Annotated in this window: 15 protein-coding genes; 13 read left to right on the forward strand and 2 right to left on the reverse strand. The window is 61.9% G+C overall.

Annotation, left to right across the window (positions count from 1 at the left end):
• Positions 1-64: 64 nt before the first annotated feature.
• The 13 genes from J3L12_RS00595 to J3L12_RS00655 all read left to right on the forward strand — a co-directional run bounded on the left by J3L12_RS00595 (position 65) and on the right by J3L12_RS00655 (position 15,276).
• Positions 65-604: an NADH-quinone oxidoreductase subunit B gene (locus tag J3L12_RS00595; RefSeq protein ID WP_208013095.1), complete on the forward strand. Its 540-nt coding sequence runs from the start codon at positions 65-67 to the stop codon at positions 602-604.
• Between the two features lie 15 nt (positions 605-619).
• Complete coding sequence (locus J3L12_RS00600; protein WP_208013096.1) at positions 620-1,243, forward strand: NADH-quinone oxidoreductase subunit C; 624 nt, start codon at positions 620-622, stop codon at positions 1,241-1,243.
• Positions 1,244-1,326: 83 nt separating this feature from the next.
• Positions 1,327-2,490, forward strand: coding sequence for an NADH dehydrogenase (quinone) subunit D (gene nuoD, locus J3L12_RS00605; RefSeq protein WP_243454801.1), 1,164 nt, complete (start codon positions 1,327-1,329; stop codon positions 2,488-2,490).
• A 72-nt stretch (positions 2,491-2,562) separates the two neighbouring features.
• The gene (gene nuoE, locus J3L12_RS00610) at positions 2,563-3,126 is read left to right on the forward strand and encodes an NADH-quinone oxidoreductase subunit NuoE (RefSeq protein ID WP_208013097.1); all 564 of its coding nucleotides are present in this window, start codon (positions 2,563-2,565) and stop codon (positions 3,124-3,126) included.
• Complete coding sequence (nuoF, locus tag J3L12_RS00615) at positions 3,123-4,439, forward strand: NADH-quinone oxidoreductase subunit NuoF (protein ID WP_208013098.1); 1,317 nt, start codon at positions 3,123-3,125, stop codon at positions 4,437-4,439. Before nuoE ends, nuoF begins: the two co-directional genes overlap by 4 nt.
• Before the next feature lie 8 nt (positions 4,440-4,447).
• Complete coding sequence (locus J3L12_RS00620) at positions 4,448-6,814, forward strand: molybdopterin-dependent oxidoreductase (RefSeq protein WP_208013099.1); 2,367 nt, start codon at positions 4,448-4,450, stop codon at positions 6,812-6,814.
• 164 nt (positions 6,815-6,978) lie between these two features.
• Positions 6,979-8,091, forward strand: a complete 1,113-nt coding sequence (gene nuoH / locus J3L12_RS00625) for an NADH-quinone oxidoreductase subunit NuoH (RefSeq protein WP_208013275.1) — start codon at positions 6,979-6,981, stop codon at positions 8,089-8,091.
• 15 nt (positions 8,092-8,106) lie between these two features.
• Complete coding sequence (gene nuoI / locus J3L12_RS00630; RefSeq protein ID WP_208013100.1) at positions 8,107-8,646, forward strand: NADH-quinone oxidoreductase subunit NuoI; 540 nt, start codon at positions 8,107-8,109, stop codon at positions 8,644-8,646.
• Positions 8,647-8,788: 142 nt separating this feature from the next.
• Positions 8,789-9,388 carry an NADH-quinone oxidoreductase subunit J gene (locus tag J3L12_RS00635; protein ID WP_208013101.1) on the forward strand — a complete coding sequence of 200 codons (600 nt, stop codon included), beginning with the start codon at positions 8,789-8,791 and terminating at the stop codon, positions 9,386-9,388.
• Positions 9,385-9,675: an NADH-quinone oxidoreductase subunit NuoK gene (gene nuoK, locus J3L12_RS00640; RefSeq protein WP_208013102.1), complete on the forward strand. Its 291-nt coding sequence runs from the start codon at positions 9,385-9,387 to the stop codon at positions 9,673-9,675. Before J3L12_RS00635 ends, nuoK begins: the two co-directional genes overlap by 4 nt.
• Before the next feature lie 3 nt (positions 9,676-9,678).
• A complete protein-coding gene (gene nuoL, locus J3L12_RS00645) occupies positions 9,679-11,511 on the forward strand; it encodes an NADH-quinone oxidoreductase subunit L (protein ID WP_208013103.1) in 1,833 nt (610 codons plus the stop codon).
• A complete protein-coding gene (locus J3L12_RS00650) occupies positions 11,508-12,929 on the forward strand; it encodes an NADH-quinone oxidoreductase subunit M (protein ID WP_208013104.1) in 1,422 nt (473 codons plus the stop codon). Before nuoL ends, J3L12_RS00650 begins: the two co-directional genes overlap by 4 nt.
• Positions 12,930-13,032: 103 nt before the next feature.
• Positions 13,033-15,276 (forward strand): proton-conducting transporter membrane subunit, encoded by a 2,244-nt coding sequence (locus J3L12_RS00655; protein ID WP_208013105.1) that lies wholly within the window; start codon positions 13,033-13,035, stop codon positions 15,274-15,276.
• 91 nt (positions 15,277-15,367) lie between these two features.
• Here the strand turns inward: J3L12_RS00655 and J3L12_RS00660 are convergent, their stop codons facing one another.
• Positions 15,368-15,970 carry a cyclase family protein gene (locus J3L12_RS00660; RefSeq protein ID WP_208013106.1) on the reverse strand — a complete coding sequence of 201 codons (603 nt, stop codon included), beginning with the start codon at positions 15,968-15,970 and terminating at the stop codon, positions 15,368-15,370.
• On the reverse strand, positions 15,967-16,623 hold the full coding sequence (mqnB, locus tag J3L12_RS00665) for a futalosine hydrolase (RefSeq protein ID WP_208013107.1): 657 nt from the start codon (positions 16,621-16,623) through the stop codon (positions 15,967-15,969). Before mqnB ends, J3L12_RS00660 begins: the two co-directional genes overlap by 4 nt.

Consider the following 16,623-nt stretch of genomic DNA (forward strand, 5'->3'; position numbering starts at 1 on the left):
CGCAAGTCTCAAGCCGCAAACACTCGAGACCTGCGACCTGTGACCTGCAACGGAGGTCTTGAGAATGGCAACCCTGACGGATTTATTTACCAAAGATGTGCAGGAGCTCGAGAACGAGGGCATCCTGTTCACCACCCTCGAGAAGCTCATCGCCTGGGGGCGCTCGAACAGCCTGTGGCCGGCCACCTTCGGGCTGGCTTGCTGCGCCATCGAAATGATGGCCTCCACCGATGCCCGCAACGACCTCTCCCGCTTTGGCTCAGAGGTCTTCCGGGCCTCTCCCCGGCAGGCCGATGTCATGATTGTGGCTGGGCGGCTCTCCAAAAAAATGGCCCCGGTGATGCGCCGGGTCTACGACCAGATGCCCGACCCTAAGTGGGTTATTTCGATGGGAGCCTGCGCGTCTTCGGGTGGGATGTTCAACAACTATGCCATCGTGCAAAACGTGGACAGCGTGGTGCCAGTGGACGTGTTTGTGCCGGGTTGCCCTCCCCGGCCCGAGGCCCTGATTTACGCGGTCATGCAGCTCCAGAAAAAAATTCAGGGAAAAGCCCGCGATGACGAAGGCCGCAAGCTGCCCAAGATTGAGGCCTGGAAACGCTAACACCCCGAGGTGGATATGCAAAAGCTGACACAGCTACTAGACCAGGCTCGAGCCAAAGGCTGGGAAATAGAGGAGGCCTACGGCAACACCTGGGTGGTGGTGCCCCGAACCGAGTTCAAGGCGCTGTTGGCGGAGCTCAAAGAGCAGGGCTGGAACTACCTGGCCGATATTGTGGGCCTGGATTACCTGGAGTATCCCCAGCCCAAACCCGAGCGTTTTTGTGTGGTGTACGAGCTGGTATCGCTGCCCGGCTACAATGGCGGCGACGGCAGCCGGGTGTTTGTCCGGGTCTACGTGCCCGAGTCCAACCCCAGCCTGCCTACCCTGACCGACCTGTGGATGGGGGCGGATTACCTCGAGCGCGAGGTTTTCGACCTGTTCGGCATCCGCTTTGAAGGGCACCCCGACCTTCGCAAAATCCTCACCCCTGAAGACCTCGAGGGCTATCCCCTCCGCAAGGACTTCCCCTTGGGCGAGACCCCGACCCTGTTCAAAGAGGGCCGCTTCATTGACCCCGACGCTTTTCGGGCGGGCCTTTCGGGCAACAAGGGCGGTATGACCGGCTGGCGTGGGGGCTCGCGCAAAGGCTACCAGGATGTGGCTGCCGAGGTGCAGAAAGTGGTCAAAGGAGGCAACTGATGGTGCGCGACCCGCAGAAACTTCACAGCCCCTCTGTAGAGGCTTACGACATCGCCGACGCACCTGAGCTCAAGTCCGAAGTCATGACCCTGAACGTAGGGCCCCAGCACCCCTCGACCCACGGGGTGCTGCGGGTGGTGGTGGATCTCTCGGGGGAGCAGATTCTGCGCCTGACCCCGCACATCGGATATCTCCATACCGGCTTCGAGAAGAACATGGAGAACCGCACCTACACCCAGTGCATCACCTACACCCCCCGCATGGACTACCTGCACAGCTTCAGCCACGACCTGGCCTACGCGCTTAGCGTAGAGAGGCTGGTGGGAGCCCAGGTGCCGCCTAGGGCCCAGGCCATCCGGGTGATGCTCAACGAGCTGTCCCGCATTGCCTCGCACCTGGTTTTTTTGGGAACCGGGCTGCTGGACTTTGGGGCACTGACGCCCTTCTTTTATGCTTTCCGGGAGCGGGAGGCGGTGCTCGACCTGTTTGAATGGGTTTCAGGTCAGCGCTTTCACCATAACTACATCCGCATTGGGGGTCTTAAGGAAGACCTGCCTCCCGAGTTTTTGGGCGAGGTCAAGAAGTTCATTGTGCAGATGCCGGCTCGCATAGACGAGTACGAGGCGCTCTTCAAAGAAAGCCCCATCTTCTATGAGCGGGCCAGGGGGGTTTCGGTCATCCCCGCCGAAGCTGCCATCAACCTATCGCTCACGGGGGGCAGTCTGCGGGCCTCGGGGGTTAACTACGATGTGCGCAAAGCCTACCCCTACGCAGGCTACGAGACCTACCAGTTTGAGGTGCCGGTACTGCATGGGGGCGATATCTACGACCGGATGGTGATTCGCATTCTGGAGATGCGCGAGTCGGTCAAGATCATCCAGCAGGCGGTGGAGCGCCTCGAGGCCCTTGGGCCGGGCCCCATCCGCGACCCCAATCCACAGATTTCATTGCCCCCGCGCCACTTGTTGGAAACCTCGATGGAGGCGGTCATCTACCACTTCAAACTGGTGACCGAGGGCTTTCACCCCGCATTGGGCGAGGTGTACGTACCGACCGAAAGCGCTCGAGGTGAACTCGGTTACTACATCGTTTCCGACGGAGGCTCCATGCCTTATCGGGTCAAGGTGCGCTCGCCCAGCTTTGTGAACCTGCAAAGCCTGCCCTATGCCTGCAAGGGCGTACAGGTCGCCGACATGGTGGCGGTCATCGCCTCGCTCGATCCAGTCATGGGGGATGTAGACCGATGAGTGCTTTGGTGGGAGACAAATTTCAAGTAACAAGGTTTCTGACCACAAAACCCAACCCATTTACGGAGGCCTATGGGATTTTTTGACGACAAACAGGACTGGCTGCGTGAGGTCTTCGCGCAGTACCCCGACACGCCCCAAGGGAAGAGAGCGGCCCTCATGCCCATGTTGCGCCGGGTGCAGCAGGACGAAGGCTGGATCTCCCCCGAGCGCCAGGAGGAAATTGCCCGGATACTGGGCACCACGGCTACCGAGGTTGCGGGGGTAATGAGCTTTTACAGCTACTACCAGGCATTGCCCACCGGCAAGTACCACCTTCAGGTTTGCGCCACGCTATCGTGCGCCATTGGGGGAGCCGACGAACTGTGGGACGAGCTGGTAAGCGAGCTGCAAATCCTGCGCGGCGACGTGAGCGACGATGGTCTGTTTAGTATTCAGAAGGTTGAGTGCCTGGGTTCCTGCCACACTGCACCGGTAATACAGGTGAACGACGAACCCTACGTGGAGTGCGTCACCAAGGCCCGCCTGAAAGCGCTTTTGCGGGGTTTGCGGGAAGGCAAGCGGCTGGAGGAGATTGTGCTGCCGGGCAAGGTAGGGCATGAAGTGCATGTGCGCGGAGAGGAGGTAGGTGCATGAGCGGGCCGATTGTCAGCGGTAAAGACCCGCGCTTTGAAAAGACCCTGTACAAACACGTAGGCCAGCCGGGTTCCTGGACGCTTGCGTATTACCTATCTCACGGTGGCTACCAGGCCGTCCGCAAGGCCATCCAGCAGGGTCAGGACTGGGTGATTGAGGAGGTGAAGAAGTCCGGCTTACGCGGGCGCGGTGGAGCGGGTTTCCCCACCGGGCTCAAGTGGAGCTTCATGCCCAGGAACACCGGCAAGCAGCATTACATTGTTTGCAACGCGGATGAGTCGGAGCCGGGTTCCTTCAAAGATCGTTACTTGATGGAAGACGATCCCCACCAGCTCATCGAGGGCATGATGATTGCCGGGGTGGGCATCCAGGCCAGCAAGGGTTACATCTACATCCGGGGCGAGTACCGCCGGGCCTATGACCGCCTGGTTGCGGCCATCCAGGAAGCCTACGCGCAGGGGTATCTGGGTCAGAACGTGATGGGCACGGGTTTTAACTTTGACCTCTACGTGCACCGGGGGGCCGGGGCCTACATCTGCGGTGAGGAGACCGCCCTGATGAACTCCCTCGAGGGCCTCCGCGCCAACCCCCGCATGAAACCGCCCTTCCCGGCCCAGGCGGGCCTGTGGGGCATGCCCACCACCATCAACAACGTAGAGTCGCTTTGCTCGGTGGTGCACATCATCGAGCGCGGGGCCGACTGGTTTGCCAGCATGGGCACGGAAAAATCTAAAGGCCACAAGCTCTTCCAGGTGAGCGGCCCCTTCAAGCGTCCCGGCGTGTATGAGCTACCCCTGGGCACCACCTTCCGCGAACTCCTGTTCGACCATGCGGGGGGTCCGACCGAGCCCATCCAGGCCATTATTCCTGGGGGCTCTTCTTGCCCACCGCTGCCCTGGAACGATGAAATCCTCGATACGCCCATGGACTACGAATCCATCAGCGCTAAAGGCTCGTTGCTGGGCACCGGGGGGGTGATTGGCATCCCGGCCAGTATGAGCATGGTGGACGCGATGTGGAACGTGACCCGCTTTTATGGCCACGAATCCTGCGGGAAGTGCACCCCCTGCCGCGAGGGGGTCTCGGGCTGGATGGTGAGCCTGTTTGAAAAAATTGGCACAGGGCAGGGCCAGAAGGGCGATGTGGAGCTGCTGGAGGGCATGCTCGACCAGATTGAAGGCCGCAGCTTCTGTGCCCTGGCCGATGCGGCCTGTTGGCCGGTGCGGGGTAGCCTGAAGCACTTCCGCCACCAGTTTGTGGACTTGGTAGAAAACGGCAAGCCCGTTGAGCGGGCGGGAAGCCGCTGGGGGTGATGGAGAGCATGGCTAAGGTAACTGTCAACGATAGAACCGTCGAGGTGCCGAGTGGCACCTCGGTCATGGATGCCATCTTCCATGCGGGCTACGACGTGCCCCTGTTCTGCGCCGAGAAGCACCTTTCGCCCATTGGAGCCTGCCGGATGTGCCTGGTCAGAACCGGAAGCCCGCGCAAGGGGCCGGACGGCCAGTTCATCCTGGAAAATGGGCAGCCCAAGATTTTCTGGATGCCCAAGTTGTCGGCGGCCTGCATCACGGCGGTCAGCGATGGCATGGTAATCGATACCCTTTCGGACGAGGTGAAACACGCCCAGTCGGGGATGGTCGAACTCACGCTTTTTAATCACCCGCTCGACTGCCCCACCTGCGACAAGGGCGGGGCCTGTGAGCTGCAAGACCGCAGCTACGAGTACGGCCTGGTGGAAAAGTTCTACCAGCCCGACCCGATGGAGCTGCCCCTCTACACCCGCTTCGAGATGACCCGGCGGCACGTGGACAAGCACCACGCCCTTTCGCCCTTCATCGTGCTGGATCGCGAGCGCTGCATTCACTGCAAGCGCTGCGTGCGCTACTTCGAGGAGATTCCGGGCGACGAAGTGCTGGATTTTATCGAGCGGGGGGTACACACCTTCATTAACAGTGAAGAGGCGGGCCTGCCCTCTAACTTCACCGGCAACATTGTGGATATTTGCCCGGTGGGGGCTTTGCTGGATCAGACCGCCCGTTTTCGGGCCCGCAACTGGGAGTACGACTCCACCGAGACCACCTCGATGGACGATGCCTGTGGGGCGGCCATCACGGTAGATACCCGCAGTGGGCTTCTGGAGCGTATTCGAGCGGCTGAGCGCCGCGAGGTGAACGAGGTCTGGATTTCCGACGCTGCCCGCTTTGGTCACGAATGGGTCAACGAGAACCGGGTGCGCTCCCCACTGGTGCGCAAAGATGGAAAACTGGTGGAAGCCACCTGGGAAGAAGCCCTGCTGGCGATTGGGAAGGGCCTGGCGGGGGTTGATAAAGCCGATATCGGCCTGTACCTGGGGGGTAACAGCACCCTCGAGGAGGGCCTGGCGGCGGTAGAGCTGGCGAATGCCCTGGGAACCCCTCACCGCGACTTTCAGGGCCGCACCGCCTACCCCGTCTCGGTCTTCTCACCAGCCAGCTTTGATGACCTGCTAGACGCCGAGTTTGTGCTGGTGCTGGGCGACCCCGCCGAAGAAGCCCCCACCGTGCACCTGCGGCTCTCGGAATATAGCCGTGGCCTGAAGCCTGCTGCCAGGCTGAACCACGGCACACCCTTCGCCGACCTCAACATCAAGGAGCGGATGCCGCGCCTAACCCACAAGCTGGCCCTATTCAGCGCCTACCCGGCCAACACCGCAAAATGGGCGGGGGCCAGCGCCGTGCATGCGCCAGGGGCCGAGGCGGCCTTGCTGTCGGCTTTGCTGGATCAGACAGAAGCTCCTGCTGGGTTGAGTGAGCAGGTGGCCTTTGTGAAAGGCAGATTGGCAGCCAGTCGGAAGATTGTCCTGATTCTGGGCGCAGGGGTGCTCAACCAGCCGGAAGCGGCCATGAAGGCCAGGCAACTGGCCGAGCGCACCGGCGCTCGGGTCATGTGCATGACACCGGCGGCCAACGGCCGGGGCCTCGAGGCTTTGGGATTGTTCCCGGCCAAAGGGGGTGCGGGTTGGATCGAGACGGGGCCCAAAGCGGTCTACTACGGTTACCTGCCCACCGAAGCCCAGCTCAGGGCGGCTTCCTTCCGCATCCTGCACCTGACCCACCGGCACCCGCTGGCCGAGAAGTATGCCGATGTGGTGCTGCCCAACCAGACCGCTTATGAAAAACGGGGTCACACGGTAAACCTGGAAGGCCGGGTGTTGCCTCTGGAGCCTGCAGGCATCAACAATGGTGAAGCCGATGGCGCAGTAGCGGCCCTGGGCTTGATTGCCGAGGCCGCCGGAGTGAAGACGCCCTTCCGGCTGGTGCGACAGGCTACCCGCTGGCTGGTTGAAAAGCACAAACTACCTTCGGCGATGGAGCGCTGGCTGCCCAAGACGGCGGGCTGGGCGGCCTCGGAGTCGGACGCCACCAGAGGCCAGCTTTACCTGCGCCCCAGCATGTGGCGGCAGGAGCAGCTGGTTGGGGCGGTGGCCAGGGTGGTGGAGGCCAGGCTGGAGATGAGTCCGGAGACGGCCAGGGCCAATGGTCTTGCCGATGGTTACATGGTTGAGCTGGAGACACCGAGGGGAGTCGAGAAACTCGAGGTCAAGGTGGCGCCCGGCCTCCCCGATGGGGTGATGTATCTGCCGGCGCTGGGCGCCTGGGCGGGCCGCAGCGTGGAGGCCCGGGTACTGGTGGGAGGTGAAGCATGAAGTCGCTTCGCAACAGGGGACAGGGCACAGAGCGCAGGGTGCAGTGGAACCCGCGTCTCTCCTTCCAAAAGCTCATCGCTTGTAGTCCACTGCTGATAGCCGGATTCGCCTTAGGCGCAGACCCCACACCGGCTGCCACCGCCAACCCCACTGACCCGCTATGGATGGTCGGCATCAAGGCTTTTCTGGTGATTTTTGGTTTGCTCACCGCATTCGCTTACATGACCCTGATCGAACGTCGCCTCCTGGCCCGTATCCAGATTCGCCAGGGGCCCAACCGGGTCGGGCCGGACGGCCTTTTGCAGCCTTTGGCCGACGCCATCAAATCAATCTTCAAAGAAGACCTGGTGGTGGCCAGGGCCGACAAGGTGGTCTTCGTACTGGCCCCCATGATTTCAGTCACGTTCGCGGTACTCACCTTTGGCCTCATTCCTTTCGGGCCTAAGGACGCCTTTTTTGGCTACGATCCCTGGGTAATTGACCTGGATGTGGGGCTCCTGTACGTTTTTGCCGTTTCTGAGATTGCCATTTACGGCATCTTCCTGGCGGGTTGGGCCTCCAACTCCAAGTACTCCTTGCTGGGTTCACTGCGTTCCTCGGCCTCGCTCATCTCCTACGAGCTGGCCCTGGGCATTAGCTTGCTGGCGCCGGTGTTGCTGGTGGGTTCGCTCAACCTGCGCGAGATTGTCGAGTGGCAGCACCAGAATGGCTGGTTGATTCTGTACATGCTGCCGGCCTTTGCCATTTTCCTGCTAACCAGCATGGCCGAGGCCGCCCGCACCCCATTTGATCTGCCCGAGGCCGAGCAAGAACTGGTTAGCGGCTACAACACCGAGTACAGCTCGATCAAGTGGGCCTTGTTTCAGATGGCCGAGTACATCCACCTCATCACGGCTGCGGCCTTGATTCCCACCCTCTTTTTGGGTGGATGGCGGATGCCAGGCTTCATGGAGCAGATTCCTCTGATTGGTGGGCTGTTTGCTCTGCCTTATGTTTGGATGTTTGTCAAGATTGCGCTCTTCCTCTTCTTTTTCATCTGGGTTCGGGGCACGCTGTTCCGCCTGCGCTACGATCAACTGATGGTTTTTAGCTGGGGCCGGTTGTTCCCGCTGGCGCTGGCCTGGTTCGTGCTGGCCGCGCTGGTGGTGGCTTTCAAGCTGCCCGTTGCCACGTTGGGCTGGCTCTCGCTTATTAGCCTGTTGGTGTTCTTTGCCTACACAATCCTGACAGCCAGACCCAAACCTCGTGTGACCCCCCGCATGGGTGCGGGCGACTAGACCAAGGAGGAATCCATGAGCATTGCTGCACTGGCGCAGAGCATGGGTATCACGCTCAAGGCTCTGTTTTCTAAACCCGTCACCATTCCTTACCCCGATGCCCCTGTACCGCTCAAGCCCCGCTTTCATGGCCGCCACGTGCTCACCCGGCACCCCAACGGGCTCGAGAAGTGCATCGGCTGTTCGCTCTGCGCGGCAGCCTGCCCGGCGTATGCCATTTACGTGGAGGCGGCTGAAAACGACCCTAATAACCCGGTAAGCGCAGGAGAGCGGTATGCCAGGGTTTACGAGATCAACATGCTGCGCTGTATCTTCTGTGGGTTGTGTGAGGAAGCCTGCCCTACCGGCGCGGTGGTGATGGGCTACGACTTCGAGATGGCCGACTACCGCTACTCCGACTTTGTGTACGGCAAGGAAGACATGCTGGTGGAGGTGCAGGGCACCAAACCCCAGCGCCGCGAGGCGGCCTATACCGGCAAGCCGGTCAAGAAGGGCTACAGCGTGCCCTACGTGCGTCCTGAACTCGAGGGCGTCAAGCCGCCTCAACAAAAGTAGGATTTTGAACCGGTAACTTCAAGGGTTCACAGGGCTCGCTCACACCTACGACATGTTCGCCAATGAGCGTTTTTCTGGTTAGAATCACCCCGATTATGAGCGACCGGGAGAACCCGATGCCGCAAGTCCTATGGAGGAACCAATGAGTGTCGGATTATGGGAAATCCTTGCCCTGCTGTTGCTGATTGGCAGCGGCCTGGCGGTGGTACGGCTGCAGAATGCCGTCCATGCTGCACTGGCCCTGATAGCCAATTTCCTGGTGGTGGCGGGCGTATATGTGGCCCTCGAGGCCCGCTTTGTGGCCATGATTCAGATTATCGTCTATGCCGGGGCCATCGTGGTGCTGTTTCTGTTTGTGATCATGCTGCTCTCGGCAGCCAGCGCCAATGTGGGGCAAGACCTGATGCCCCGGCTGCCCTGGGTGGCGGGGCTGGGTGCTATCGGCCTGGCCGGGCTGCTGACCTTTGCGGTTACCCGGTTTCAGCCGCCAGCCAATGCGCCCGCTCTGGGCGGCGGGTTGCCCCAGGCCCTGGGGCCGCTGCTCTACGACCCCGAAAAGTGGCTCTACGCACTCCTGGTGGTGGGCTTCTTGTTGCTGGTGGCTACGGTGGCGGCAGTGGTGCTGATTGAACCAGAGCGTATTATCGCAGCGACCGGCCACCCAGCCCATCCCCGCCAGGACAAAATGCCCACCCCCCCGATTGCTGAACAAAAAGATGAGAAGGCGGTGGTGAAGCGATGATCTGGCTGGTAGCTTCCGCTTTGTTGTTCTCGATTGGGGCTTATGGTGCGCTGACCCGGCGTACCGCTATTCTGGTGTTCCTTTCTATCGAGCTGATGCTAAACGCGGCTGCACTCTCGCTGATTAGTTTCTCCAAGCTCTCAGGCAGTCTGGATGCGCAGGTGGTGGTGCTCTTTATCATCGCCATTGCAGCCGCCGAGGTAGCGGTGGGCCTGGGTCTGATTGTGGCCATCTTCCGCCGCCGCGAGACCACGAGTGTGGACGCGCTGCGGCAACTGAGGGGGTAAAACGTGCAAGAGACCCTTCTTCTACCCCTAATCATTGCACTCCCCTTGCTGGGGTTTGTGATTCTGGGTTTGTCTGGCAAGCGCATCGGTGAACCTCTGGCAGGTTGGCTTGCCTCGTTGTTGGTTCTAGGCAGTTTTTTGCTGGGTTTGTTCTTGTTGTTGCAAGGCGGTGCTAAATGGACGCTGGCCGAGTGGCTACCGGGCATTCCCTTCAGCCTGAACCTGGACAACCTCTCGGGCGTCATGCTGATGGTGGTGGCCGGGGTCGGCTTACTGATCCACGTCTGGGCCATTGGCTATATGCACGGCGACCCCGGATATAGCCGCTTTTTCAGCTACTTCAACCTGTTTATCGCGGCCATGCTGGTACTCATTCTGGGCGACAGCCTGCCGGTGGTGTTTATCGGCTGGGAAGGGGTCGGGCTGGCCTCTTACCTGCTGATTGGTTTCTGGTACCACGAGCGGGTCAACGCCGACTCGGCCCGTAAAGCCTTCATCGTCAACCGCATTGGCGACCTGGGCTTTTTGCTGGCCATGGGCCTTTTGTGGAGCATGTTTGGCACCCTTTCTATCTCCGAGCTGGTGGAGAAAGTAGAAGCTGGAGGCTATAGCTTCACCACCCTCACGCTGGCGGGCTTCTTCTTGCTCATCGGGGCTATAGGCAAAAGCGCCCAGGTGCCCCTGATGGTCTGGTTGCCCGACGCCATGGCAGGCCCCACGCCGGTCTCGGCGCTGATTCACGCTGCCACGATGGTTACGGCGGGGGTCTATCTGCTGGTGCGCCATGCCTTTATCCTGCACGGCGATGGTTTCCTGGCGGGCCTGATTGTGGCCGTTGGTCTTCTAACCGCATTCTATGGCGCTCTGTGTTCGCTGGGCCAGTGGGATATCAAGCGCATCGTGGCCTATACAACCCTTTCGCAACTTGGCTTCATGTTTGTGGCGGTGGGGGTGGGGGCCTACTGGGTGGCCATCTTCCACATCGTGACCCACGCCTTCTTCAAGGCCCTGATGTTCATGACCTCCGGCTCGGTGATTCACGCCCTGGGGGGTGAGCAGGACGTGCGGCAGATGGGCGGGATGCGCAAGTACCTGCCGGCCACGCACCTGCACGGCCTGGTGGCTACCTTTGCCTCGGGCGGTCTGGTGCCCCTGGCCGGTTTCTGGTCGAAGGATGCCATTCTGGCCTATTCCTTCGAGTTTGGCCCCTGGCTCTGGGTGCTGATGCTGGGTGCTTCGGTGCTGGCGGCGCTTTACTCGATCCGCTGGTATGTGCTGGTCTTCTGGGGTGAGTACCGGGGCAAGGCGCACCCCCACGAGAGCCCGGCGGTGATGCTCTGGCCGAACCACATCCTGATGGGTGGGGCGCTGGGAGTGGGCTTTATGGGGCTGCCCTACGTGATTGACTACAAGAACTTTATTGAGCCCTACCTGAATAAGGCCATCGGGGACTTCCCCCACGAGAAGCTGCCGGTGGTCACCGAATGGGTACTGATTATCATCTCCGCAGTGGTGGCGATAGCTGCCCTGTGGTGGGGTTTCCGCTACTTCCAGCAGAAGATGCCCGCCTGGTATGAGCGTTTCCAGACGGCGGCCTTGCAGGGCTTTTATGCCGATGCTGTGTACAACGCCCTGCTGGTGAACCCGGCCAAGGGGCTGGCCGAACTGCTTTTTGGCGGCGACAAGGGTCTGCTCAGCGGCTTTGCGGGGCTGGGTAGCCTGATGGGCGGGCTGGGCGGTCTGCTGGCGAAGCTCGAGACTGGCGCCCTGCGCTTTTACCTGGCCGGGTTGCTCCTGGCGCTGGTACTGCTGTTGGGCTGGGGGGTGTTGCGATGATTCATGTTGGACTGTGGTTACCCCTCCTGGCGGGTCTGCTCTTGCTCATCATGCCCGGTCTGGGCCGTAGTTTTGCCGTTGCCTCGGCGGCCATTAGCCTGGGGATCTCGCTGGTGCTATTTGCGGGTTACGGTGGGCAGGGTGTGGCTTATGCCAGCCAGACACCCTTCCTACCCGAGGCAGGGGTCTACTATGCGCTGGGGCTGGATGGTGCGGGGCTGCTCTTTTGGATTGCGGTGAGCCTGGTGGTCTTGCTGGGGGTCTGGATTGCCGATGTGCCGGTGCGCTTTCTGGCGTACACCCTGATGATGCAGACCGGTTTGCTGGGTATTTTTGCCGCGCAGGATCTGATCTTCTTCTACTTCTTCTTCGAGGCCACACTGATTCCCTCGCTCCTGATGCTCTGGTTTTACGGGGGTGCAGAGCGGCTTCGGGCCATCTATACCTTTGCCCTCTTTACCCTGGTGGGTTCGCTGCCCATGCTGGCCGCTATCTTTGCGGTGCGCTTTTTGGGCGGGGCGGATAGCTTCCTCTATACCGACCTGGCGGCCAACCCGCTCACCGGGCAGACCGCTGTGCTGGCCTTCCTGGGCTTTATGGTGGCGCTGGCGGTCAAGACCCCGCTTTTCCCCCTGCACGCCTGGCTGCCCAGTTTCCACCAGCAGAACCACCCCTCGGGTCTGGCCGACGCCATGGGCACTTTGTACAAGGTGGGTGTCTTCGCCTTCTTCAAATGGGCCATTCCCCTGATGCCCGATGGCTTCCGCGAGTGGCAGGGCTTGCTCCTGTTCCTGGCGGCTTTTGGGGCTATCTATGCGGCCTGGGTGGCTTTTAGCGCCCCTGACTGGAAAACCCTGCTGGCCTACGCCGGGGTTTCGCACATGGGTGTGGCGGCTCTGGGCCTCTTTAGTGGCAATAGCGAGGGTACGGTAGGGGCCCTGTATCTGCTGGGGGCTTCGATGGTGTACGGTTCGGCTATGTTCTTGTTCATTGGGCTGGTTTACAAACGGACGGGGAACCTCGAGACCTCCCCGGTGCGCGGCCTGGCTAAACACGCGCCGGCCCTTTACGTGCTGGGCATGTTCTTGCTGATGGCCATGATTGGGCTGCCGGGGCTCTCGGGCTTTCCGGGCGAGCTGATGGCCCTGCTGGGGGCCTACAAGGTTTCACCCTGGCTGACCTTTGTGGCCTTCCTGGCGGTGATTGCGGCGGCGGCCTATGCCCTCACCGCCTTCCAGAAACTTTTCCAGGAAAATGCCCAGGCCCAGGCGGTGCCCGACCTGGACTCCCGCGAATGGGGTTTTGCCGCCGTCACGGTGGCTGTGCTGCTTTTGATGGGGCTGTACCCGAAGCTCTTCACCGTGTACCTCGAGCCCCTGGGCAAGGCCCTGGCCGCGCTTTTTGGAGGTGCATCATGAGCGCTGCGGTGCTTTCTGGTGTTGAACCCCGAGTGGCCAGAGCTGCTGTGCTCATGTTCTCGACCCTGGGCTCTCGACCCTCGACCCTTGCTGGAGGTGTGCGATGCTGACCCTGTACATGCTGGTGGGCTTCGCCACGGTACTGTCGCTCTTGGCCTTTGTAATCTCCCGTGAGGCCAACCGCATCGTGACGGTGGCAGGTTTGGTGCTGGCGGGTTTGTTTTGTGTGGTGGGCTGGGGCCAGACGGTTGAGGCCTTTGGGGGGCTGTACCGCTTCGATACCCTGGCCCGGGGCCTGACCCTGGTGGCCATTCTGGGCGGCCTGTGGGCCTTGCTTCTGGGGCCAGCCAAAAAGTTCGAGTTTCCGCTGCTGGTGCTGTTTGCGGCCACCGGCATGCACATTATGGCAAGCAGCCCCAACCTGGTGGTGCTGGTGATTGCCCTCGAGGTCTTCTCGCTGCCCCTGTATGTGCTGGCTACCTGGCAGCGCGACGAAAAAGGCTTTGAGGCGGGCCTGAAGTACTTTTTGCTGGGGGCTTTGGGGGCGGCCATTTTTCTGTACGGCATCGCCCTCTACTTTGGCGCAACCGGTAGCTTTATGGCAGGGGCTCCCGGCTCCGGGCCCCTCTACATCGCGGGCTTGCTCCTGATTATGGCGGCCTTTGCCTTCAAGACCGCCATGGTGCCCTTCCAGTGGTGGTCGCCCGATGTGTACCAGGGCAGCCCCACCGTAGTGACGCTGTTCATGGCCACGGCGGTAAAGGCGGCGGCCTTTGCGGCCATGTTGCGGGTCTTCACCCCGGAGGGTCTGGAAGCCTGGGGGGTGGGGATGGCGGTGCTGATCGCCCTCAGTACCCTGTTCGGGAACCTGGGGGCGCTAGCCCAGACCGAGGCCAAGCGGCTTTTTGCCTACTCCTCCATCGCCAATGCGGGCTACATCGGGCTGGGGCTCTTTGGCCCTACCGGACAGGCCACCATTCCCTTTTACCTGCTGACCTATGGGCTGGCCACAGGGCTCATTTTTGCGGTGCTCTCGATGCTCTCCAACCAGGACGTGCCCTTAGAGCGCCTGCGCGGCCTGTGGTATCGCAAGCCCCTGCTGGGCGGGGCAATGGGGCTGGGCATCCTTTCGGTGCTGGGGTTGCCGCCCCTGGCCGGGTTCTGGGCCAAGTATCTGGTCTTCCAGGAGGCGGCGCGGGCGGGTCTTTATGGGCTGGTGGTGCTGGCCCTGGTGACCTCGGCTATTGGGGCCTACTACTACCTCAAGACCTTCTTCCTGATTTTCAGCAAGCCCACCCCCGTGCAGGAGGCCGAAGACCGCGAGGCCGAGGCCGCCCTGGCCCAGTTTGGCAGCTCGGAAGCGCCGGGCATTCCGGTTGCGGCGGCCCCCATGGGCCTGACCCAGGGTTTGATGGCGCCGGCGGCGCAGATGAGTGCGCCCTCGCTGGGCATTTTGTTGGCTGCGATGGGTCTCTTGGGCCTGCTCTCGGTTTTGCCGGGACTGGGCTTGCGAGCCTTTAGCGCGGGCCTGTCGCAGGCAGTGGCTGCCGTGAGCATTACCGCACCCCCAAGCGGCGCAACCCTGATTGCTGGAAGCTATACGCTACAAGGCACCGGCAAGCCAGGGGAGACCCTCGAGCTCTTTGACAATGGCAACCCCCTGGGGGTGGTGACGGTGGGCCCTGATGGGCGGTGGAGCTTCTCCTTGCCTGCTTCGGCTCTAGCTCTAGGAGGGCACACCTACGAGGCGCGTAGGCCGGGACAAACCCCTGGAGCCCGCGTAGATGTAAACGTAACGGTGCCATCCGAGCCCACTTTCGTGGGTCTGTCTGATGGCGCTACGGTTGCCGCTACGGGCTTTACCCTGCGGGGTACGGCCCGGCCGGGCCAGGTGGTCGAAATCTTCGAGGACGGCGCCAGCTTAGGGCGGATTACTGCCGATGCCAACGGGCAGTGGAGCCTGAATGTCCCGCCGCCTCCGGGCGGAACCCGGGTGTATGAGGTGCGGCCTGAAGGCGCTGCCTCGGGGGCTCGAATCTCGCTGGTGGTGCCCGAGGCCCAGGCAGGGGCCATCTGTAGCCAGAGCTTCGCACTCTCGAACCTGCAAGCGGGGGGTACGGTCTCGAGGCCCTTCCGCTTTGGCGGGGTGGGCTCGGCCAGCAGCTACACCGTGCTGGTGCGGCGCGGCGATCGGATCATCGGGCGCAAGGAGATTCCGCTCAGCGCGGCTTGCGGCTGGAGCTACTTCTCCGACCCCGGCCCCGGCGAGATTACCTACGAGGTGCGCGAGACCGGCAAGCCCGAGACCGAACCGCCGCTCACTACCATCACCCTGAAGGTGCAGTAGAGCGATTCGGTGGATGCCCCCAACGACCAGCAGGATGGCTCTGGGAATGCGCCTGGGGTGGGGGCGGTGGGCGACCAAACCAAAAACGGCCCTAGCGCAGAATGGCCCGCACCGGTGCGGCATCGGCCCCCTCGAGCCTCAGCGGCAGGGCAATCAACTCGTAGGCTCCTACAGCCACACCGTCCAGCGCCAGCCCTTCCAGGATGTACACCCCCGCCCCCGCAAAGGCTTTGTGGCCGGGGAGGTCTTTGGAGGTCAGGGGGTCTACGCTGGGGCAGTCGGTGCCGTAAAGCCGCACCCCCTGCGCGGCCAGGTACATAGCGGCCTCAGGCTCTACGTGCATGAAGGTATGGGGAAAGGTGCCCCAGTGGTTGGGTTGCCCGGTGAAAAACAGGGTTCGCTCGGCCAGTTCCACGCTCCGCAGGAAATCCACCGACAGGGCTTCTTGCCCCCGGGCGTCCACCACCCGGCAGGAACCGATCAGCACCGAGAGCGGCACGCTTTCCAGCTTTTGGCCTGCATCCACGTAATGCCAGGGGGCGTCCAGGTGGGTGCCTAGGTGGGTGGTGGTGATGATTTTGCCCACGTTCACGCTGTCGCCCTGGGCTATCTGGGCGGTCAGTTCGTAGCGGTAGGGGGTATCGCCGGGCCAGACCGGAACCCCAGGGTAGATGCGACGGGTGATGTCAATCATGGCTCAATGATACGCAGGATGTGGTGCTCGAGGCTCTCCACCGCCTGTTTGATGCGCCACTGGGTTTTGTCGCGCACCCCGGCCAGGTTGGACACCGCCCGCAGCTCGGCGCCCTTCAGGCCCAGCCACAAGCAGGTCTGGGCGAAGGCGGCGCCCTCCATGTTCTCGAGATCGGCCTCCCATCGGCGCGATAGCTGCCGGGCCTCGGTGGGGTTTTCCGAGACCAGGTCGCGGGTCAGGAAGGTTTTGGTGGGCAGGTTGAGGGTTTGGCTCAGTTCAGCCGTGAAAGCCCGATCCAGTGGAAAGCGGTTGTGATACGGGCCCGACGCCAGCACCAGCGTAGGAAAGCCCATGCCCTTCATGCCCCCGTCCTTGAGGCCCAGGTCGGCCTGGATTTCCTTCTCGGCGAGGGCTGCGTCCCCAATTTGCAAACCTGCATCGGGGTACATGCCGGCAATACCAAACAGAAGCACCCGCTCTAACCTGCGGCGCGCTGCAAAGGCAGTTAGGGTGGCGGCGGTGTTGACCTTGCCCACCCCGCCCTCGAGCCAGACCCAACCCTCCCCGCGCAGCCCGGCGCGTCCGTGGAAAGTAAACTTTCGGCCTTTCAGAAAGGCAGCTTCGAACCGGGTAGGGCTCAGGAGCAGGAGCAC

The organism is Meiothermus sp. CFH 77666 (assembly GCF_017497985.1).
In the GTDB taxonomy this organism is placed as follows: Bacteria; Deinococcota; Deinococci; order Deinococcales; family Thermaceae; genus Meiothermus.